Genomic DNA, 21,162 nt, shown 5'->3' with positions numbered 1-21,162 from the left:
GGCCTTCTGATGTTCGCATTCCTGCTGCGGGTGTCTTTTTTCTTACGGAGCTAGCGACCTGTCGCAGTCTCCACGTGTCGGATTGGAGAAGCTCAATGAACGATGCGAAGTACCCTTGGACCGCAGCGTCGTTGTCAGACGTCAATGAGTTTGAGTTTGACCTAGCGGATGCCGAGCTTCTATCGAGCGAGGCTTCTGCCCATCGTCTCGGTGACATGTTCTTCGCCGATGGCCCGAGCTCCGAGGAGAAGAACTCACCTTCGCGTAGTCGCGTCCTGCAATTGCTTGGATCGGCCTTGCAGCTGCACCAAAGGCTGGATCTGCCGAAGGCTCCGTACACTGCAATGATTGAGTCCGGCAGTGGACGGACAGCTGTCGGCACCGATTGGAAGGGATGTGGCGCCGTACTAGAGGCCCTGGGGCGTCGTTCACCCAACCCAGTGATTTGTGCTCGGCTATGCGATCTCGGCTGGTTTGTTGAGCGGGGTCGGGTTGATTCGGGTAGGGAGGCTGCGCTCGCGTACTGTCGGGTAGCGGAAGGACTGATAACTCAGCAGCTCAGGCACCGTGACCTTGATACAGATCATCTTCCTGTCAGAGTGATCGGCAATGCGTTGCGGCGGGGACTGCAGATCTGCGACATCATGCATCTTGATCGGGACGACCCAGATCTTAGGGTGCTGCGGCAGTTTTGCCTCTCAGCGGCCGACAGGTTTGAGGCTGAGGCCAGCAGCGAGGGGCTCCTGCTGATGATGACCCTGGCTCTGGACTTTGAGCTCGATGAGCCAGGCAACTGTGCGTCTCGGATGGAAGTCGCTGCCCACGGATTCTCCTCAGATGGAGACCCACACGCCGTGTGCGATGCACTTGTTTCTGCTGGGCGCGCGTGGCGCCGCGCGCAGGACAATGCCAATTATGAGAGGTGCTTGGTTGAGGCCAGCAGCGTTATGGCGGAGCATGGCCGCTCACTGGGCGGCACGCTAAGTGCATCTCACTTTGTGCAGCAGGCCATCGATCTTCTGCGAGGGCTTTCCTCAGCTGACGCCAAGGCTTCCAAGCGCGAACTTCGCGTGGAGTTGATTCGTCTTCAGTCCGCTGCGGAGGATGACTTTAGCTCGTTTGAGTATTCATGGGACTTGAGCGAGCTAGTTGATGCAGTAAGGAGTCGCGCCAAAGGGCTTTCACTCAAGAACGGACTGTTCTTGCTCGCAGCCATCCATCGCCCGCGACCTACTCAGGTCATCGAAGCAGAGGCCATCGAAGGCATACGGAAGCATCCATTGAGTTCGCTGTTTGGCGTGGAGCAGTATGACTCCGATGGCTATGTTCGCTTCAGGGCGCCTGGAGCAGGTCTGCGCGATATTGACTCTGCTGCCCTAGAGCATGCGGTAGCGAAGCAGGAGGAGATTTATCGTGGCACCGTGGTGCAAGGACGTATTGCTGTCGTCTTGTACCAGCTGGCTTCGGAACATCCAATTTCATACGCGGACGTTTTTCTACTCTGTCGAGATAGCCCGTTCGTGCCAACTGATCTTACGGAGACCTTCTCGCGGGGATTTCTAGCGTTCCTACATGGTGATTTGACGTCCGCACTTTTCATCCTGACGCCGCTTATGGAAGCCTCGCTGATCTATGTCCTCAAGGGGCACGATGTCGACGTCGTTCGGCACGATGAGGATTCGGGGACACAGGAAGACATGAGCATCACTCAGCTCTACAAGAGTCATCGGAGTGAGTTGAATAGAATCTTCGGCGAGTCGGTGATTGATGATATTGATCGAATTTTTCTTGCTCGATCCGGTCCAGGACTCAGGCATGCCATCGCACATGGCACCGCAAGCGACGGCGTGCCGTACAGTGGCGACGGTATGTATGCTTGTTGGCTGATGTGGCATCTGTGCCTGATCCCTTTGTTCAAGGATCACTTTGCGGCGTTGGCTTCGGCAACGGAGTCCTGATCCGGCGATGTAGCGAACATTGCTTCCGTAGCATTTGCGGAAAGTAGCAGGGGATTGGATGGATGAAGCGTCAGTCGGTTCTGGTCAGCGGTAGTGCCGCTCGTTAGCGTGCTTCCCACACGCCATGCAAGTCCTGTGGAGGCTGTATCTGCCGCTTTTTTCGGCCCCCAGTGGCCCCCCGCAGTAGGGACAGATCGGCCCTGTGCCTAGTTCCGCTTGGCGACACCGATGGAAGGTCCACAGACCATGGATGAAGGCAAATGCCAGCCCCGCCGCTGGTAGCCACATGGCCACTTGATAGAAGCCTTTGGTCAAGCTGTTGTCGCCAAGGGGATGCACGACTAGCGCGAATGCGAAGGAGAGAATCGCCACCAGGCCGGCAGGGTAGTAGAGGCGTATCGGCTTCAGCCAGCTCATTACCATTCTCTCGGTGTAGTTGTTTTCAGAAAGGCTAGCTTTTGCTCATCTCACAGCTTGAGACAACTTGCCGATCTGCTTGTTGTGGGGTCCATCTACTTCTCAGAACAGTTGGCCCTGGGGCGACAGCTCCCTTGGGGGCTGAAAGAGTTGGGTGTTCAGGGGAGGGAGCTTTGCGAATCCCAGGCCTCTGTGAACCTTCCTGAACCTTTGGGCAAGTAGATCCGCAAAGGGGCCCGTACCTCGCATTCTGGTACCGAATGCGGCGTCGTACTCTTTGCCACCATGCAACTGGCGCATGAGGCTAAGAACGTGTTCGGCCCGGTCCGGATAGTGCAGTTCCAGCCACTCTTTCCAGATGTCCCTGATCTCGTTGGGTAGTCGTAACAGCACGTAGCCTGCTGCCCGCGCTCCATGGGCATGCGCTTCTTCAAGGATCGCTTCGAGTTCGTGGTCAGTGATGCGAGGAATGACAGGAGCCACCAGTACACCAACAGGTACACCGGCCTTATGTAGTGTCTCCATCGCCCTTAGCCGTGCGTGCGGAGCAGCAGCTCGTGGCTCGAGCTTTGCTGACAGCTTTCGATCAAGTGTGGTCACTGAGAAGTACACCGTGACCAGGCGGTCCTTAGCCATGGCCGCGAGTAGATCGATGTCACGAGTGATCAATGCACTCTTGGTCACGAAGCTCACGGGGTGGCGTGTTTCGGCCAGAAGCTCAAGGCATTGGCGGGTAATTTGGTAACTCCTTTCGATGGGCTGGTACCCATCCGTGTTGATGCCCAAGGCAATGGCAGCGCATTGGTAGCTGGGCCGACTAAGCTCACTGCGCAACCGCTCTGCGGCGTTGGTTTTCGCAAAGAGCTTGGTCTCAAAGTCCAGACCTGGCGATAGGCTGAGGTAGCTGTGGGAAGGTCGCGCGAAGCAGTAGACGCATCCGTGCTCGCATCCCCTATAAGGATTGACCGACGCACTGAATCCAACGTCAGGGGAGTTGTTGCGGCTGATCACAGTCCGGGCGCGTTCTTCGGTCACCTCAGTTCTTAGCTGTGGCAACTCCTGCAGGTCTTCGTAGACCGATTCCCAGCCATCGTCGATGCCGACTGTTGTCGTGGCGTCGAAGCGACTTGGCACGCGTGAGGCGGAGCCTCGACCTTTGATAGGTACTTGGGCCTTTCGAGCATCCAGTTCCATGCCGCCCTCAGCCCTTAGTGAGTAGTTAGTATTATTGCTAACCACAGGGACTGCAAGGTCCGGGAATTCAGCTAGCTGTAGCTCTCATGCTTGATCGCTCCGTGTTGTATTCCCAACCTTATCCACAGCACGGTTGTGGCTGGGCAACCATCAGTCCCGCTGGCTAGCGAGCGCTTTGGCTTCAGCCAGGAAGGTCTGCATTAGGCCCCGCGATCGACGGGTGGCTGCTGGGAGCACAATTCCCAACTGGGCACACAGCGAGACTGCGTATGCCATCTGCGCTCCTGTCGGGGGCTTGATGTCCCAGTCGGTGAGTTCTGGAATGAGCCTCGATAGCTCCTCCGCTAGGCGGTACTCAAAGCTTCTCGACTGGCCTTCGTCTTCTTGCATTCGACGAACCTGGCTGATCACTTGTTCTCTTCCTAAAGGAGAGAAGGGCAGCTCTAGAGTGAATTCCAGTTCCGGGCATACGAGATAGAAATTCATGAGAATTCAGATCAGTACTTATAAGTAGACTACCTTTAGAGGCGTAGTCTTTAAAGTACTGGAACCACAAGCTTGGTCGTATGGTCGAACATACGCATCAGGCAGCCCTGGCCGACGTCATCCGGGCGAGTCGCGTCGCTCTTGGATTCAGTCAGGAAGGCTTTGCAGACCATATCCAGATGCACCGGGCTTACTACAGCAAGATTGAGCGTGGCGAGAAGAATGTCACTCTCGCCACACTCGAACGAGTGGCCAATGGCCTCAAGAAGACAATGTCTGAGCTGCTGACAGAGGCAGGTCTCTAGAACGTTTCGCCTAACTCTCACAGCCTCCAATCGTCCTTTCCTGGCGGAATAACGCTGTCTGGCCGATTTTCGAAGCTTTGACACCGAGAGTGTCCACTTTTCCATCCACAAGTTGCTGATTGGAAAGTACTTTCTCAGTGAACACTTATGGGAAATTCAGACCGTGCTCGCAACCGCGGTACGGATTGACCGACTGGCTGAAGCCGACGTCCGGCGACTTGTTGCGGCTGATGATGCTGCGCGCGGTCTCGGCGCGGACTTCGGTGCGCAGGCGCGGGGCAGCGAACTCTTCACTCTCGTCCGGCGCCCAGCCGTCGTCCATCGCTTCGCTGACGGTGACCTCGAAGCGGCCCGCCAGGTGTGTGCTGGAGCCCCGGCCTTTGATCGCAATACCCATCTTCAAAGCCTATCGCCCGGATGTCTCAGGGAATGAGACGTCGTGGCGTCGGAACGGCGGGGATAGGGGATATCCATGGTTAGTAGTATTACTAACCACAGGGGCAATTGGAAGTGAAACCTGCGCCCGGTAAGGCTCACCGGGGGTGGGAGCCGATTTGATCCCCTACATTATCCACAGGGCCAGAGCGCGTGCCTCGCGTGCCACGTCACCGGCGGCTGAGCCGACCAACGGTCGGCTCTACCTGATGCCGGGCGCCCCTTGCGCGGCAGGGCTACGCGCCGCATCACAGCAGCCGCAGATAGCCCTTCACCGTGGCATCCAGCCCGACATACAGCGCCTCGCTGATCAGCGCATGGCCGATCGAGACTTCCAGCACGTCCGGCACGGTCCGCAGGAAATCGGCCAGGTTGTCCTGCGACAGGTCATGCCCGGCGTTGACCCCCAGGCCGGCCGCCTGCGCGCGGCGGGCTGCATCGGCGAACACGGCCAGCATGGCCGTGGCGTCGCCGGCGGCATGGGCCTCGGCGTAAGGGCCGGTGTAGAGCTCCACGCGGTCAGCACCGATGGCCGCGGCCTGGGCGATGTCGGGGTCGCCCGCATCCACGAACAGGCTGACCCGGCAGCCGTAGGTCTTCAATTCGGCGATCAGCGGGCGCAGGCGCTGCGCATCCCGGGCGAAGTCGACGCCGTGGTCGGACGTGAGCTGGCCGTCGCCATCGGGCACCAGGGTGGCCTGGGCGGGGCGGGTCTGCGCGCACAGCGGCAGCAGCCCGGGGTAGCCCTCGCGCGGTGGCGCGAACGGGTTGCCCTCGATGTTGAACTCCACCCCGCGCTCGGCCGTCAGCGCGGACAGGGCCAGCACGTCCTCGGCGTGGATGTGGCGGCGGTCCGGGCGCGGGTGCACGGTGATGCCGTGCGCGCCGGCCTCCAGGCAGGCACGGGCGGCCTGCAGCACGTCCGGGTCGGTGCCGCCGCGCGAGTTGCGCAGGACGGCGATCTTGTTCACGTTGACGCTGAGTTGGGTCATGGCACTACGAGGGGTCGGACTCACCCTGAGCGGTCGGGGTGCGCGCCTGGAGGGCGAGCTCCCGCAGCCGACGGAGTTCGTTGGGATCGGTGATGGCCGCGCGGGTGGGCTGCACGTCACCGAAGCGGGCCACGTAAAGGCCGCGGACCCACGCCAGCAGGAACACCAGGGTGCCCAGCAGCGACAGCGCCATCAGCCCCATGTGGGGGGTCTTGAGCGCCATGCCGAAACAGGCCAGCGCGAACAGCAGGAACAGCCAGTACATGTCGTTCTCCCCGATTGACCGGGCCAGTGTAGCGCTGGCGCCGGGTGCGGTTCCACGGGGAGCGGTGGCTACAGCAACGGCGATGCCAAGCGTGCGAAGGCCTCCGGAACACGGTGCCGCCAGAGCGAACGCTGGCGATCGTTGTAGACCGGCGAGGCGCTGCTGTACTCGGCCAGCAGGATCTCGGCCAGCGCGGCCACGCGGTCGGTATCGCTGATCATCATCGAGAGCTCGAAGTTGAGCCGGAAGCTGCGGTGGTCGAAGTTGGCACTGCCGACGATGCAGACATCGTCATCGGCGATGAAGGCCTTCGTGTGCAGCATGCGCGGGCCGTACTCGTAGATCTTGACCCCGGCCTGCAGCAGCTCGTCGAAGTAGGAACGCGCGGCCTGGGTGACGAACCAGGAGTCGCTCATCTTGGGCACCAGCAGGCGCACGTCCAGGCCGCCGAGTGCGGCCGAGGTCAGCGCCATGCGCGCTGCCTCGCCGGGCACGAAGTAGGGCGTCACCAGCCAGACGCGCTCCTTCGCTTCGTGGATCGCCGCCACGTGCAGCCGGTGGATGGTCTCCCATGACGAGTCCGGACCGGACACCAGCACCTGCGCATTGATGCTGCCCTCGCTGCGGCTGGGCATGGTCTCGGGCCACAACTGCGCGATGTTGAAGCGCGCCGGCTCCTGGCCGGTGGCGTAGATCCAATCCTCGATGAAGACCAGCTGCAGGCTGCGCACCACGTGGCCACGCAGCCGCATGTGCAGGTCGCGATACGCATCCGGGCGGACGCTCTCGTCTTCTTCATCGGTGATGTTGATGCCGCCGGTAAAGGCCTGCAGGCCGTCGATGATGACGAGCTTGCGGTGCGTGCGCAGGTTCAACCAGGGCCGCTTGAACGGCTTGAGCAGCTGTCGCGGATGGAACCAGACGACTTCGGCACCTGCATCCAGCAGCGGCTGCAGGAAGCGCTTGCGGATGGACGACGAGCCGACCGCATCGAGCAGCAGGCGCACGCGCACGCCGGCCGCCGCACGCTCGGTCAGCGCATCGCGCAGCGCGGTGCCGGCGTGGTCCGGATTGAAGATGTAGTACTCCAGGTGCAGGTGGTCCTTGGCCGTGGCCACCGCGGCAAGCAGTGCGCTGTAGGTGGCCGCGCCATCGACCAGCCACTCCACCTCGGTGGCCGAGCTCGGTGAGAGCCCGGTGGTGGCCTGGGCGATCTTGGCCAGCTCGGTGCAGTCCGCATCCGGCGGGCAGACGCTGCTGTAGTGCTCCATGCCCGAGCGCGAACGGCCACGGCGCAGGCGCTGTCGTTTCACCTTCTGCGGGCCGAGCAGGTAGTAGATGAACAGCCCCACATAGGGCAGGGCGGCCAGCGAGAGGATCCAGCTCAGCGTGGCGACCGGCTCGCGCTTCTGCAGCATGATCCAGCCGATCAACCACAGCAGATAGAGAATGTAGGCCGCCACCATCAGCGGGCGCAGGTGCGGGATGGCGTCGAGCCAGTCCCCGAAGAGATCGAAGGTTGCGAGCATGGCCGGATAATAGCGGGCGGCGTGGCGCTGGCGCGTATCCACGGGCGGTGGCACAAAAAAAACGCCCCTGTTTCCAGGGGCGTTTTCCAGTCGCGTCATGACTGCGTCTTGCGTATTACTGCTGTACGAAGCCGATCTTCTTCATCTGAGCATTCTTCGCGGCAGCCAATACCTTGGCCATCACGTCGTACTCGGAGTCCGGGCTGGCATCGATGCGCAGTTCCGGCTGGTTGGTCGGATCACGCTGCACTTCCTGCTCCATACGCTGCTGCAGTTCGCTCACAGCCACGGGGCTGTTGTTCCACGACACCTGGTTGCTGGCGTCCACCTTCAGCTCGATCGGCGGCGGCGGTTCGACAGTCACCGGCGGTGGGTTGAGCACGCGCTGCGGCAGGTCAACGGCGATCGGGTACGTCATGATCGGCGCGGTGACGATGAAGATGATCAGCAGCACCAGCATCACGTCCACGAGGGGCGTGACGTTGATGTCGGCCATGGGGCCTTTGTTACCACCAGTACTGAACGCCATGGCTTACTGCCCCTTCTCTTTGGTGGCGACGAAGCCAACGTCGAGCATGCCCTGTTCCTGCGCGATCTTCGTCATCTCGTTGATGACGCGCATCTTGGTGGTGCGATCACCACGCAGGTTGAGGGGCGGCTGCGGGGTCTGCTGGGCGGCGGTCGCCAAGCGCGACTCGAGCGTCTGCTTGTCGATTTCCTCGTCGTTCCAGTAGATCGAGCCGTCTTCCTTGACTGCCAAGGTGATCGGGCTCGAACGCTTCTCAGCGTCTTCCGGATTCTGCACCAGGTTGGCCTCAGGCAGATCCACCTTGACCTTGTGGGACATCAGGGGCGCCGTGATGATGAAGATGATCAGCAGCACCAGCATCACGTCCACGAGGGGCGTAACGTTGATGTCGGCCATGGGGCCGCCGCTGTTACCACTACTGAAAGCCATAACGGGCTCCGTCTAGATCGTGTTGACTACGTTCTCGCTGGGTGACGCGCGTCGCTATCAGCGAACGCGCGAACCGGTGGCGAAGAAGTCGTGCAGGTCGTGAGCGAACGTATCGAACTTGCTGATCGTGGCGCTGTTGATCTTGCTGAAGAAGTTGAAGGCGAACACGGCCGGGATAGCCACGAACAGACCGATGGCGGTCATGATCAGTGCTTCACCCACCGGGCCGGCAACGGCGTCGATCGAGGCGGAACCGGTGGCACCGATCTTGATCAGCGCGCCGTAGATGCCCCACACGGTACCCAGCAGACCCACGAACGGAGCGGTTGCGCCGACGGTGGCCAGCAGGGTCATGCCCGACTGCAGGTTGTTGCTTTCGCGGGTCACGGCCTGACGCAGGGCGCGATCGACGAACTCCGAACGGCTCAGGTTCTCACCCAGGCCACCGGAGGTGCCGCCTTCCGAACGCTGGTGGTGCGCAGCAGCCTGTGCAGCGTCCAGAGCGATCTTGGAGAAGGGCTCCGAAGCCGGCTGTTCTTCCATCGCGCGGATGGCGTCCTGGGCGTTCGGGGTATCCCAGAACAGGCTCACGACCTTGTCGGCAGCAGCCTTCAGACGGGTGGCGCGGAAGATGTTGATGACGGTCCAGTACCAGGACATGGCCGACATGATGATCAGGGTCAGCAGCACGACCCAGGAGACGGCGAAGTCACCCGGCTGGGTGGTCATCTCGTGGATCAGGTGCTCGAAGCCCATCTGCGACAGGGCGTTGGAGTTGCCCCCGGCAGCAGCGGCGATGAAAAGTTCCTGCAGCATGACGCTTACCTTTGTTGTGTGTGGTGATAAAGGGTATTGCTAGAAATAACCGCTAGAGGCGGTGGCCGGCGGGCCACCGGCCACTATCAGTTCAGCGCAAAGTTGACCGGGACGCGAACGCGACCTGCGACCTTCTTCCCGCCCGATTCCGCGGAACGGAAGCTCCACTTGCGAGCTGCTTCCATGGCGGCGCGGTCAAGGTCACGGTTACGGCTGGACTTCTCGACCGACACATTGGTGACGTTGCCATTGGCATCGACGTCAATGATCAGGATGACTTCACCCTGGATACCAGCACGGAACGCGGCCGGCGGGTAACGCGGGGGGTTCATGTTCTTCGACGAGATGTCGACGCTTGCCTCAATGGTGCTCGGCGGCTGCGGCGGCGACGGCGGCGAAGGCGGCGTGACGATGTCGGTCGGACGCGGGTCCGGGATATCGACCACAGGAGCCTGCGGCGGCGGCGGAACCGGGGACGGCTTCGGCGGCGACAGGTTCTTGACCGGCGGCGGCGGAGTGTCATCCGGCGGCGGCGGCGGCGGCGGCGGTGGGGGCGGCGGCGGAGCGTCGACCAGGGTCACCATGATGTTGCGTTCTTTCTCCGCGACGGCCTTGGGAGCCACAGCCGGGATCAGAAGCATCATGAAGGCGGCGAGATGCAGTGCGATTACAAAAGCGATACCCACGATACGCGGCCAGGAGAGGCCGGTGTCATCGCGTTGTTCGTACCTGTGAACGACTAGTTGTTCCGTCATGCGCCAAGAGCTCATTAGTGGGGCCGGGATACCCGGGGACAGGTAGCCCATGATCAGCGGTGCATGACACCGCAGGAACCTCCAAGCTTATACCAATCCTGAGCGCCTGCGCATCACTTGTGCAGGCATTCAGGCGTTATTCCTACTTACTTCAGGTTGATGATTTTCTTCGCATCCGCCTGGTTCTTCACACCCTTCGCCAGCGCTTGCTGGGCGGCCTGCTTGGCCTCCGGAATGCGACCTTCCGAATGCAGCACGCGTGCCAGATTCAGGTAGGTCTCGCCATCCTTGGAAAGCGGGGCAGCCTTCTGCCACGCCTCGATCGCCTTGTCCGCCTGCTGCGGCTCGGAGTAGTAGTACGCCTGGGCCAGTGCCAGGTATACCTGATAATCCGGCTTCAGGATGTTTTTCTGCAGGCCATCATTGATAACGGCAATGACGTCCTTTTCTTTGTTCTCGCTGTTGGCGTAGATCGAGTACAGCTGCTTGTACTCGCGCTCGTCGGTCAGCTGGCCGGCTGCATACAGCTTGGCCATGACCGCGCCGGCCTTGTCCATCTGGTCGGCCTGCATGTACATGCTGGCCAGGTTCAGCTGGGCCTTCTTGTCGTTCGGGTTCTTGGCAGCCAGCGTTTCAGCCTGCTTGACCGCTTCGCCGGTCTGGCCGGCTTCGGCCATGGCGGCCATCAGCAACTGGTTCCAGTTGTCCTTCGGCTCGGGCGAGCCGGCGATGGCCTGCTGCAGCACCGGGATGGCCTCGGCATAGCGCTCGGCCTGGTACAGCGCCTGGCCCTTGGCGATCAGCTCTTCGGGCTTGTTCGACTTGGTCTCGGCGAAGTATTTGTCCAGGGTCGCCAGGCCTTCGTTGATCTGGTCGTCCTGCAGCTGCAGCTGACCCAGCATCAGCATCGACTGGTAATGGCCGTTGTTGTCCAGGCCGCCGAGCTGCAGCACCTGCTCGAGGTACTTCTTGGCCGAGGCGACGTCGTCCAGCTGGTAGGCCGCCTGCGAGGCGAGCTGCGCGGCGAGCGACTTGTCGTAGGTGTTGGCGGCGGGATTGGCCAGGATTTCGTCGGCCTGCGCGCGCGTCTCCGGGAACTTCTGGTCGTTGTAGCTGTCAATCATTTTCTGCAGCTTCGGGCCGACCTTGGCCGAGGACTTCTGCTCCGGCTCCTGGCGGGTCGCGTTCGGGTAGAGCACTTCGGCCTTGGCCTGCTTCTTCCCACCACGCGCGCCACGCTCCGACGAGCGGGCCTGGGCGAAGGCATCGGTGATCATGGCGCCACTTACAGCGGTCGCGATGAGGACGGAAAGGACGGCTTGCTTGTGGTTGCTGAAAATCATCTTTCACCTCGATCGAACCGCCGCAGCGGCATCAAAACGGACTGTCAGAAAAATCTGAGCCGCCAAACGTATCAGAAACTGATGGCGTGAGAAATCGTTTCCGATGCTGCAATACAGCATCTTTTGGTCGCATACGGGCGCGTCAGCCACACTTCGGACGACGCCCGTCCGCTTGGGCTTGTTGGTATACACCACTCAGGGAGGGCGCGTCTCGCTGCAATTCCCGGATGCGGTTGGCCGGATCGGGGTGGGTGGACAGCCACTGCGGTGACCGGCCGCCGCTGGCAGCCATCATGTTCTGCCACAGATCGACCGCCTGGGCCGGGTTGAAACCGGCCTCGGCCATCAGGCGCTGGCCGACGATATCGGCCTCGCTTTCCTGGGTGCGCGAGCCTGGCAGGAGGAAGGCCGCCTGGGCACCGGCGCCGCCGAGCTGGCTGACGGTACTGGCCGCGCCCTCGCCGTAGGCTGCGCCCGCCAGCGCGCCGAGCACCGACAGCCCGGTCTGCGCACCCATCTGGCGGGTGATGCGTTCTTCGTGGTGGCGGGAGATCACGTGCCCGATTTCGTGGCCGATGACGGCGGCCAGCTGATCCTGGTTCTTGGCGACGGTGAAGATGCCGGTATTGACCCCGACCTTGCCGCCGGGCAAAGCGAACGCGTTGGGTTCCTTGTCGACCATCAGGGCCGTCTCCCACCGTACGCCACGGTACTGTGCGGGAAGCTGAGCGACGAGCGCATTCACCACGCACTGGACGTAGGCATTCTGCTTCGGGTCGGTGCTCAACGTACCTTTGGACTTGGTCTCGGTAAACGCCTGCGCGCCCAGCTGGTCCAGCTCGGCCTGCGATACCCCGCCCACCATCTGGCGGCGGCCGGTGGGTGAGGTGGTGGTGGCGCACGCGCTCACCAGCATGGCGATGGCAATTCCCAACAGCACTGGTTTCATGTGCGATCCCCCGTGTTCATATGCGCAGTGTGGAACGTGGCGACGTAAATTTTCGTCAAGCCGCATGGTCGTTATTGGATGCCCAGGAACATCAGGGCGGCCAGGGCAATGCCGTTGTTCAACGCATGCGCGGCGATCGGCGCCCACAAGGTACCGGTGCGCTGGTAGAGCCAGGCGAAGGCGGCGCCCATGCCGCCATAGACCAGCCACAGCTGGGCGAATTCCCATGGGCCGTTGGCGCTGGTACCGGGAATTTCATGCACCAGGGCGAAGGCCAGGCTGCTCAGCAACATGCCCAGCAGCGGCCGGCCGGCCTGCCACAGGCGACCGAACAGCACCCGACGGAACAGCAGTTCCTCATAAGCCGGAGCAAGCACCACGGCAAACAGCGCCAGGAACCAGGGGAAGCGTGTCATCGCCTGTTCCATCAGCGCCAGGTTGGTCGGCACCGGCTCGATACCGCCCTGTTTGGCCAGCCACGCGATCAGATTGCTGCCGACGATCACCCCGGTGGCGACCAGCAGTGTCCACCCCCAGGTGGAAGGGCGACGGGCGGCCTGGAACGACAGCGCCCGTTCGGCGGGCGTGGCCCGACGACGGAAGAAATACAGCACCAGTGCCGCGCCACCGGTGGCGACCAGCGCCATCAGGATCTGGGCGAGGGCACCGGGTTGTCCGAGCTGCTGGGCAAGACCGGCGACCGCGGACGCATCCGCACCGTCGCGCGCCGCCTGGTAACCGACGATCGCACCGCGGTAGAGCCCCCAGGCCAAACCGCTGATCAGACTGAGCGAGAGCAGCACCGCCACGCCGATGCCCAGATCGATGAAGAACCCTGCAAGCGGAGAACCCGGCCTGCGCGGTGATGATGGAACAGCGGGGGGCAGCGGAGGCGTCATGGACGCCGGGGGGTAACGGACATCGGATTCCTGGCATCGGGAGGCGATGGCTGGCCAGGGTCGCCCCCGGCCGGCCTTGCCCCGATTGTGTCAGATATCCAGGTTGGCGACCTTCAGCGCATTGTCTTCGATGAAGTCGCGGCGCGGTTCGACCACGTCGCCCATCAGCGTGCTGAAAATCTGGTCGGCAGCCACGGCATCCTCGATCCGCACCTGGAGCAGGCGGCGGGTGTCGGGATTGACCGTGGTGTCCCAGAGCTGCTCCGGATTCATTTCACCCAGACCCTTGAATCGCTGGATCTGGCGACCCTTCTTGGCTTCATCCAGCAGCCAGTTGCGCGCCTCGGCGAAGCTGCCGACCTCGGCCGATTTGGCACCGCGGCTGATCTTCGCACCGGCACGGACCAGGCCGTGGAGGAGCAGGGAGGACTGGTGCAGGGCACGCAGTTCGCCGGTCTCGAATGCGGCCAGCGGCAGCACCTGGATCAGCTGTTCGCCCATGTGGCGACGCGTGACCAGCACGGCTGCCGGACGTTCGTCGGTGGGTTCCTGCAGTTCCAGCGTATAGCGCGGCGAACCGAGGCTGCCCTGGTTGAGGCGGGTGGCCAGCGCGGCCAGGCCTTCGTCGGCCCCGGCCTTGCGCAGGTGTTCCAGATCCATCGGCGTGAAATCGATCAGCGCTTCCAGCACCTGGCGGTCGTAACGATGGCTGTTGCGCGCGATGGTTTCCTGCGCCGAGGCGTAGGAAAGCAGCAGCTTCTCCAGCGCCACGCCTTCGATGCCGGGTTCGCTCTCGGCCGGGATCAACGAGGCATTTTCCACCGCGCTGCTGGCCAGGTACGCATCCAGCGCCGGGTCATCCTTCAGGTACAGCTCCTGCTTGCCCTGCTTGATCTTGTACAGCGGCGGCAGGCCGATGTAGATGTGGCCACGCTCGATCAGCTCCGGCATCTGACGGTAGAAGAAGGTCAACAGCAGCGTACGGATGTGCGCGCCGTCGACGTCGGCGTCGGTCATGATGATGATGCGGTGGTAGCGCAGCTTGTCCGGGTTGTACTCGTCCCGGCCGATGCCGGTGCCCAGCGCGGTGATCAGCGTACCGACCTGGTCCGAGGCGAGCATGCGGTCGAAGCGGGCGCGTTCCACGTTGAGGATCTTGCCGCGCAGCGGCAGCACCGCCTGGTTCTTGCGGTTGCGGCCCTGCTTGGCCGAGCCACCTGCCGAGTCACCCTCGACGATGAACAGTTCGGACAGCGCCGGATCTTTTTCCTGGCAGTCGGCCAGCTTGCCCGGCAGGCCGGCGATATCCAGCGCGCCCTTGCGGCGGGTCAGATCGCGCGCCTTGCGGGCCGCTTCACGTGCACGCGCCGCGTCCACGATCTTGCCGGCGATCGCCTTGGCTTCGTTGGGGTTTTCCTGCAGGAATTCTTCCAGGCGCGCACCGAAGGCACTTTCCACCGCCGGGCGCACATCCGAGCTGACCAGCTTTTCCTTGGTCTGGCTGGAGAAGCTCGGGTCCGGCACCTTCACCGACAGCACCGCGATCATGCCTTCGCGCATGTCATCGCCGGTCAGGTTGATCTTGGCCTGCTTGGCGATGCCGTTCTGCTCGATGTAATTGTTGAGCACACGGGTCAGCGCACCACGGAAACCGGCGAGGTGGGTACCGCCATCCTTCTGCGGGATGTTGTTGGTGAAGCAGTACATCGTTTCCTGGTAGGAATCGGTCCACTGCAGCGCCACGTCCACGACGATTCCGTTGGACTCACCGGTGACGGAGATCACGTTCGGGTGCAGCGGCGTCTTCAACTGCGCCAGATGCTCCACGAAGCTGCGGATGCCGCCTTCGTAATGGAAGTCGTCGCGCCGGCCGTCGCCGCGCTCGTCCACCAGCACGATCTTGACGCCGGAATTGAGGAAGGACAGCTCACGCAGGCGGCGGGCCAGGATGTCGTAGTGGAACTCGACGTTATCGTGGAACGCCTTCACCGACGGCCAGAAGCGCAGGGTGGTACCGCGCTTGGTGCTGGCTTCAACCTGCTTGAGCGAGTTGACCGCAGCACCGTCAGCGAATTCCTGCTGGTAGTGGAAGCCGCCCTGGTAGATATCCAGCAGCAACTTCTGCGAGAGCGCATTGACCACGCTGACGCCGACGCCGTGGAGGCCGCCAGACACCTTGTAGCTGTTGTCATCGAACTTGCCACCGGCGTGCAGGACCGTCATCACGACTTCGGCGGCGGAGACTTCGCGATCGAGCTTCTTGCTCATCTGCTCGTGCTTGCCGGTCGGGATGCCGCGCCCGTTGTCCGACACCGAGACTGAACCGTCTGCGTGGATCATCACCGACACATGGTCGGCGTGGCCGGCCAAGGCTTCGTCGATGGAGTTGTCGACGACCTCGAACACCATGTGGTGCAGACCGGTGCCGTCATGGACGTCGCCGATGTACATACCAGGACGCTTGCGGACAGCCTCGAGGCCTTCCAGGGCGGTGATGCTGTTGGCGTCGTAGTTGCCGCTGTTTGCGGGGATGTTCTGTTCTTCAGTCATTGCGCTTGCCGTAGGCTCCGCAGGTCGGTCCGCCGCGATGAGGCGGGGCGCCGAGTAATAAGGGGTTGCAACAGCAATTATACCAGCCGGGCACCGTGGCCCCTGGGGGACCACTATGGCACAGGCTGGACCTGTCCATGTTCCACGTGGAACCGCGTGATATCTGTCGCGTCGATCAGTGCCGCCGGAACTTCAGTGGCGGTGATGAATATCTGCGCCGGGCCGGCCTTCAAGCGCTCCAGCACCCGTGCCTGGTGGTGCCGATCCAGCTCCGAAGACAGGTCGTCCAATGCGATGACCGGCCATTCGCCGCGCTGCTCGGCGTAGTCTTCGGCCTGTGCCAGCAGGCAGGTGAGGGCCGTCAGTTTCGCCTGCCCGCGCGAGAGTGCATCCCGGCCGGGAATGGTCTTGAATCCGACGCTCCAGTCGGCCCGGTGTGGACCGACCGAGGTATAGCCAGCCATCCGGTCACGTTCCCGGGCCAGAAGGAGGGCATCAGAGAGTGAAACCTCCTGCTTGCGCCACCCTGGGCTCAAGCTCAGCGACTGGATGCCCAGATTGGGGGCCAGGACGGCGGCCAGCTCCACGGTGCGTTCCTGCAACCGCTCCAGGTAGTGCTGCCGGCGGGTGGTCAGCGGTTCGCCGGCTTCGGCGAGCTCTCGATCCCAGGCATCCAGGGCGTGCGGATGGCCGCCCTGCTTGAGCAGGGCGTTGCGCTGTTTGAGGGCGCGCGAGTACCGCCGCCACAGCCCCATGAAGTCTGGTTCCACGTGGAACAAACCCCAATCGAGGAACCGCCGACGGGGCTCACCGCCGCCACTGACCAGCGCGTGGCTACCTGGCTCGAAGGTCACCACCGCCAGCGCTGCGCAGAGGGTGCCGAGCTGGGCGACATCCTCGCCGTCCAGTCGGCCTTTCCATTCCTGCCCACTGTGGCGGAGCCCGGCCTTGCGCCGCGTCGGGGTTTCGGCGCCTTCGCGCTGCTCATCCCATTCGACAAAGACATCCAGCGCCTCCCGGCCCTGGCGCACCAGCCCATCCCGCACCCGGCCACGGAAACTGCGCCCGTACGCCATGACATGCAGCGCCTCCAGGACACTGGTCTTTCCGGCGCCATTGTCGCCGGTGATCAGATTGATGCCCGGTTTCGGCGCGAGTTCGACGGTATCGAAGCGGCGAACCTGGTGCAGGGAGAGACGGCGGATATGCATGCGGAAGATCGACGCCGCGCCGGGCGGCAGAGGGGTAGCGGGGAATCGATCAGCTTACTGCATTGCCCTGGTTCCACGTGGTGCAAGCAGCCCTGGAAGTGCGCCGCCGTACAGTCCCCGGCGTTTCACCCAGCGGCGGGAGGAAATGCCGGGCCCGGGCGGACGATGGCGAACCCCACTGCCCGATGTGGAGCAGGGCAGTGCAAGGCGGACGAGGCGCATAGGGGAGTCACTCAGGCGTGCCGTACCACGTGGAACATGCCCGTCGACCTCCACCCCGAGGCTCAGGACGCGCTCAATTTCTTCAATTCTGAGGCTCGTCCAGGCCCATGGTGCTGCAGATTTCAAGAAATCCGCGGCGTTTTCCAGGGCGCCCAGCAGCCCGATCGGTACGTCCGCGCTGGATTGTTTGAATTCTGCGCGCGTGGCCGAAGCGCACCCTGTCAGAAATGAACGACGCTCGCGCAGACCCAAACGAGACTGTCCACATCCCCCATGTATGAGTTATGCACAACCTCAGGGCAATCTGTGGATAAAAAGAGGCCCTGGAACAGGCCTTAAAGATATCCACAGGATCACCCCCAGGCTCAGGCCCTGTTTTACCGGGGGTTTCGAGCCCCCAATTCCCTTTATAACCAAACACTTAACCTACTTTTCAACCAAATCTGGCCCTACCACCACCACCTAGCTTTAGATTTATATACAGTTTTTAAAAGCATAGAGCTGTGATTCAGCGGCAGAAAGCCGGCTCGACGCGGCGCTCCAGATCTGGAGAGAAATCTGTCCTGGTTCGCAGTGGCGGCTTAACAGGATTCGCGAGATTGGCGGCGGGCAGGCGCTACCGAGCCACTTATGCACCTGAGTGCGATAACGATCGCCCCATCGCAAGATCGCCACTGGTTTATGAGCGCAGCGGGGATGCGAATCGCGTGTACCGGTGGCGACCTTGGTCCACGTGGCCGGTAACCATGGACATCAGCGTTTACCGCCTACCCATGCAGCAGGCCTGCGTTTGCGGATACCCGGTCAGACAAGCAGGCGGGCAGATGGGCAGACGGGCAGACGAACCAAGCATCTCCAAAAGTTCAACGCTACGACGATGCTCCACGTGGAACATCGCTTCTTTCGCTCAAAAAGAAACCCGGCAGTGCCGGGCTTCTCAAACAACTCGGTTCCACGTGGAACCAGCGCGCCAGGTCAGAGACGTAGCGGCATCACCACATGACGCGACTTCTCGCTGCTGGCCTCGCGGACCAGGGCAGAGGAGTTCGAATCACGCAGCTGGATCACGACGTGCTCGTCGCGCAGTGCCGACAGGGCATCCAGCAGGTAATTCACGTTGAAGCCGATGGCCAGGTCGCTGACCGTGGTATCGGCCTCGATCTCTTCCTGGGCTTCTTCCTGCTCCGGGTTGTGCGCGCTGATTTTCAGGTTGCCCGGCGAGACTTCCACGCGGATACCGCGGTACTTCTCGTTGGACAGAATCGCAGCACGCTGCAGCGAGGCACGCAGGGCTTCGCGATCGACCTTCACTTCGCGATCGGCACCGATCGGGATGACGGCCTCGTAATCGGGGAAGCGACCGTCGATCAGCTTGGAGGTGAAGGTCACATCGTCGCGCTTGACGCGCACGTGGCTGCGGCCGACTTCCAGCTCGATCTCGCGATCACCGCTTTCCAGCAGGCGCTGCAGCTCGGTCACGCCCTTGCGCGGCACGATGATCTGGCGCTTGGCACCGCTGGCCTTTTCCAGCTCGGTTTCGCACAGCGCCAGGCGGTGACCATCGGTCGCCACGGTACGCAGGGCATCGCCACGCAGGTCGAACAACAGGCCGTTGAGGTAGTAGCGCACGTCCTGCTGGGCCATCGCGAACGCGGTGCGTTCGATCAGTTCCTTCAGGGTCGCTTCGCCGATGGCCACGCGCTCGGTAGCTTCGACTTCGTCGACAGACGGGAAGTCGTTGGCCGGCAACGTTGCCAAGGTGAAGCGGCTGCGCCCGGCCTGCACGGTGATCTTGTCACCGGTCTGCGAGACGGTGATCCGGCTGCCGTCGGGCAGGGCACGGATGATCTCGAACAGCTTGCGGGCGGGGATGGTGGTCTCGCCGTCCTGGGCATCTTCCACCGCGATCCGCGACACCATTTCCACTTCCAGGTCCGTACCGGTCAGCGACAGCTGTCCGTTCTGGACCTGAACCAGGAAATTAGCCAGAACCGGCAGGGTCTGGCGGCGTTCGACCACGTTGACGACTTGTGCCAACGGCTTGAGAAAGGCTTCGCGCTGCAGTGTGAAACGCATGTGGTTCCGTGCCCCTATGCTTTAAAAAAATGTGGAATAAATCAAAAGCTTGGTGGTGCTGGTAGGGCCAGAATCGCGGGAAAACACGACTAAGCCTTTGTAAACAAAAGGGTTTTTGACCTCGAAACCCTCTGCATTACTAGCCCCCAAGGGGTGGGGAAAGGTGTGGATAACTTTACCGCCGAATCGAGCGGCTTTTTTATCCACAACCTATACCTCGCTTACTACCGGATTCTGCACCGTTTTATGCGATGACGCCTTAGCGGCGTACATGCATCATTCGCTCAACTTCCGGATCAGCTTGTCCCAGTCTTCCCGCAACTTGCCGTCGGCTTCCATCAACGTCCGGATCTGCCGGCAGGCATGCAGCACCGTGGTGTGGTCCCGGCCGGCAAAGGCGTCGCCGATTTCCGGCAGGCTGTGCTCGGTCAGTTCCTTGGTCAGGGCCATGGCGACCTGACGGGGACGGGCCAGCGAGCGGGTCCGACGCTTGGACAGCAGATCCTTGATCTGCAGCCCGTAGTAGTCGGCCACGGTTTTCTGGATGTTGGGAATGCTGATCGCCTGCTGCTGGGCGCGAAGCAGGTCGCGCAGGGTTTCCTGGGCGAAATCAGTGGTGATCGCACGGCCGGTGAAATTGGCGCGTGCGGCCAGGGTATTCAACGCACCTTCGAGGTCGCGGACATTGGAGCGCATCTTCTTGGCAATCAGAAACGCCACATCGTCGGGGATATCGGTGCCACGCTCGCGGGCCTTGGCCAGCACGATTGCTGCACGCGTCTCGAAGTCCGGCGGCTCGATCGCCACCGACAGGCCCCAGGCCAGTCGCGACTTCAGCCGTGCTTCCAGGCCTTCGACTTCGCGCGGGTACCGGTCGCAGGTCAGGATGATCTGCTGCTTGCCGTCGAACAGGGCGTTGAACGTATGGAAGAACTCTTCCTGGGTACGGTCCTTGCCGGCGAAGAACTGGATGTCATCGATCAGCAGCGCGTCCACCTGCTGGAACTGGCGCTTGAACTGGTCCATGGTTTTTTCCTGCAGCGCACGGATCATCGCGCTGAAGAACTGTTCCGAACGCAGGTACAGCACCTTGGCCGCCGGGTTGGCCTGACGCATCGCATTGCCGGCCGCGAACATCAGGTGGGTCTTGCCCAGGCCGGTCCCGCCGTACAGCAGCAACGGGTTGTGGGCCCGGTCGCCCGGCTTCTGCGCCGCCTGGAACGCCGCGGCCAGGCCCAGCTGGTTGCTGCGGCCCTCCACGAAGTTGGCGAAGGTGTAGTGCGAATCCATGTTGCCGGCGAACGGCACCAGGGGCTCGGCCGGCGCCGCCGGTGCGGACAGGCCCGGAATTGGCGCGATCTGCGCCTCCACCGGGCGCGGACGCGAGCCGATTTCAAGAAAAACGTCGCCGAAACCGGCGAAGTGCGCCAGCAGTTCCTTGATGCGCGGCAGATACAGCTCGCGCACCTGGTCGACGATGAAGGCGTTCGGCGCATAAAGCACCAGGCTGTCCGCGCGCAGATCTGCCTGCAGCGGCTTCAACCAGGTGTGAACATCCTCGGGCGGAAACTCTGCTTCGAGGCGTTCGAGGGAACGAGACCAGGCATCCATCGGCAATAATCGTCTGGGGCCAGCGGATAGGCGAACAAAAGCGCCGCACCGCAGGCCGGAAGGGGGGAAGAATGGATGGCGCAGACTACCACCGACGAGGGGGGCCGGGAATGGTTGTCCCAAAGTTATTCACAAAACGATCCACAGCTATTGCACAGCCCGGTGAATTCCCGTAGTAACAGACACTTGAC

The 21,162-nt window shown here is 62.3% G+C and carries 18 protein-coding genes and 1 pseudogene; 2 read left to right on the top strand and 17 right to left on the bottom strand.

Annotation, left to right across the window (positions count from 1 at the left end):
• The first annotated feature begins 95 nt into the window (after window positions 1-95).
• A complete protein-coding gene (locus BIZ42_RS19285; RefSeq protein ID WP_156785715.1) occupies window positions 96-1,958 on the top strand; it encodes a hypothetical protein in 1,863 nt (620 codons plus the stop codon).
• A gap of 519 nt (window positions 1,959-2,477) precedes the next feature.
• Here BIZ42_RS19285 and BIZ42_RS09550 read toward each other — a convergent pair.
• The gene (locus tag BIZ42_RS09550) at window positions 2,478-3,569 is read right to left on the bottom strand and encodes a PA0069 family radical SAM protein (RefSeq protein WP_070426283.1); all 1,092 of its coding nucleotides are present in this window, start codon (window positions 3,567-3,569) and stop codon (window positions 2,478-2,480) included.
• Window positions 3,570-3,719: 150 nt separating this feature from the next.
• Window positions 3,720-4,055, bottom strand: coding sequence for a hypothetical protein (locus BIZ42_RS09545; RefSeq protein WP_141098939.1), 336 nt, complete (start codon window positions 4,053-4,055; stop codon window positions 3,720-3,722).
• A gap of 80 nt (window positions 4,056-4,135) precedes the next feature.
• Here BIZ42_RS09545 and BIZ42_RS09540 point away from each other — a divergent pair, with 80 nt between their 5' ends.
• Window positions 4,136-4,360: a helix-turn-helix transcriptional regulator gene (locus BIZ42_RS09540; protein ID WP_070426282.1), complete on the top strand. Its 225-nt coding sequence runs from the start codon at window positions 4,136-4,138 to the stop codon at window positions 4,358-4,360.
• 151 nt (window positions 4,361-4,511) lie between these two features.
• Here the strand turns inward: BIZ42_RS09540 and BIZ42_RS09535 are convergent.
• The 15 genes and pseudogenes from BIZ42_RS09535 to dnaA all read right to left on the bottom strand — a co-directional run.
• Window positions 4,512-4,757: pseudogene (locus BIZ42_RS09535) on the bottom strand (radical SAM protein); the annotation flags it as partial.
• Window positions 4,758-5,043: 286 nt separating this feature from the next.
• On the bottom strand, window positions 5,044-5,787 hold the full coding sequence (locus BIZ42_RS09530; protein ID WP_070426280.1) for a pyridoxine 5'-phosphate synthase: 744 nt from the start codon (window positions 5,785-5,787) through the stop codon (window positions 5,044-5,046).
• 4 nt (window positions 5,788-5,791) lie between these two features.
• A complete protein-coding gene (locus BIZ42_RS09525) occupies window positions 5,792-6,052 on the bottom strand; it encodes a hypothetical protein (RefSeq protein WP_019184059.1) in 261 nt (86 codons plus the stop codon).
• A gap of 68 nt (window positions 6,053-6,120) precedes the next feature.
• Window positions 6,121-7,581 carry a cardiolipin synthase gene (cls, locus tag BIZ42_RS09520; protein WP_046272265.1) on the bottom strand — a complete coding sequence of 487 codons (1,461 nt, stop codon included), beginning with the start codon at window positions 7,579-7,581 and terminating at the stop codon, window positions 6,121-6,123.
• Between the two features lie 115 nt (window positions 7,582-7,696).
• Window positions 7,697-8,110 carry a biopolymer transporter ExbD gene (locus BIZ42_RS09515; protein ID WP_019184057.1) on the bottom strand — a complete coding sequence of 138 codons (414 nt, stop codon included), beginning with the start codon at window positions 8,108-8,110 and terminating at the stop codon, window positions 7,697-7,699.
• 3 nt (window positions 8,111-8,113) lie between these two features.
• Window positions 8,114-8,539, bottom strand: a complete 426-nt coding sequence (locus tag BIZ42_RS09510) for a biopolymer transporter ExbD (RefSeq protein WP_019184056.1) — start codon at window positions 8,537-8,539, stop codon at window positions 8,114-8,116.
• 57 nt (window positions 8,540-8,596) lie between these two features.
• Entirely contained in the window at window positions 8,597-9,355 is a 759-nt protein-coding gene (gene exbB / locus BIZ42_RS09505) for a TonB-system energizer ExbB (protein WP_019184055.1), read from the bottom strand.
• 86 nt (window positions 9,356-9,441) lie between these two features.
• The gene (locus BIZ42_RS09500) at window positions 9,442-9,999 is read right to left on the bottom strand and encodes an energy transducer TonB (RefSeq protein WP_026069914.1); all 558 of its coding nucleotides are present in this window, start codon (window positions 9,997-9,999) and stop codon (window positions 9,442-9,444) included.
• A 257-nt stretch (window positions 10,000-10,256) separates the two neighbouring features.
• The gene (locus BIZ42_RS09495) at window positions 10,257-11,453 is read right to left on the bottom strand and encodes a tetratricopeptide repeat protein (protein WP_019184053.1); all 1,197 of its coding nucleotides are present in this window, start codon (window positions 11,451-11,453) and stop codon (window positions 10,257-10,259) included.
• A gap of 142 nt (window positions 11,454-11,595) precedes the next feature.
• Window positions 11,596-12,402, bottom strand: coding sequence for a M48 family metallopeptidase (locus BIZ42_RS09490; protein ID WP_070426279.1), 807 nt, complete (start codon window positions 12,400-12,402; stop codon window positions 11,596-11,598).
• A 71-nt stretch (window positions 12,403-12,473) separates the two neighbouring features.
• Window positions 12,474-13,301: a CPBP family intramembrane glutamic endopeptidase gene (locus BIZ42_RS09485; protein ID WP_070426278.1), complete on the bottom strand. Its 828-nt coding sequence runs from the start codon at window positions 13,299-13,301 to the stop codon at window positions 12,474-12,476.
• Between the two features lie 90 nt (window positions 13,302-13,391).
• Window positions 13,392-15,851 (bottom strand): DNA topoisomerase (ATP-hydrolyzing) subunit B, encoded by a 2,460-nt coding sequence (gene gyrB, locus BIZ42_RS09480; protein ID WP_070426277.1) that lies wholly within the window; start codon window positions 15,849-15,851, stop codon window positions 13,392-13,394.
• Between the two features lie 113 nt (window positions 15,852-15,964).
• Window positions 15,965-17,062: a DNA replication/repair protein RecF gene (recF, locus tag BIZ42_RS09475; protein WP_070426276.1), complete on the bottom strand. Its 1,098-nt coding sequence runs from the start codon at window positions 17,060-17,062 to the stop codon at window positions 15,965-15,967.
• A gap of 1,197 nt (window positions 17,063-18,259) precedes the next feature.
• The gene (gene dnaN / locus BIZ42_RS09470; RefSeq protein ID WP_019184048.1) at window positions 18,260-19,360 is read right to left on the bottom strand and encodes a DNA polymerase III subunit beta; all 1,101 of its coding nucleotides are present in this window, start codon (window positions 19,358-19,360) and stop codon (window positions 18,260-18,262) included.
• A gap of 276 nt (window positions 19,361-19,636) precedes the next feature.
• Window positions 19,637-20,971: a chromosomal replication initiator protein DnaA gene (gene dnaA, locus BIZ42_RS09465; protein WP_046272260.1), complete on the bottom strand. Its 1,335-nt coding sequence runs from the start codon at window positions 20,969-20,971 to the stop codon at window positions 19,637-19,639.
• Window positions 20,972-21,162: the final 191 nt, after the last annotated feature.

This window comes from Stenotrophomonas sp. LM091 (genome assembly GCF_001806305.1).
GTDB classification, from domain to species: Bacteria; Pseudomonadota; Gammaproteobacteria; order Xanthomonadales; family Xanthomonadaceae; genus Stenotrophomonas; species Stenotrophomonas bentonitica_A.
The sequence above is the reverse complement of the archived record's forward strand: the minus strand, read 5'-3'. Positions and strand labels throughout refer to the sequence as shown.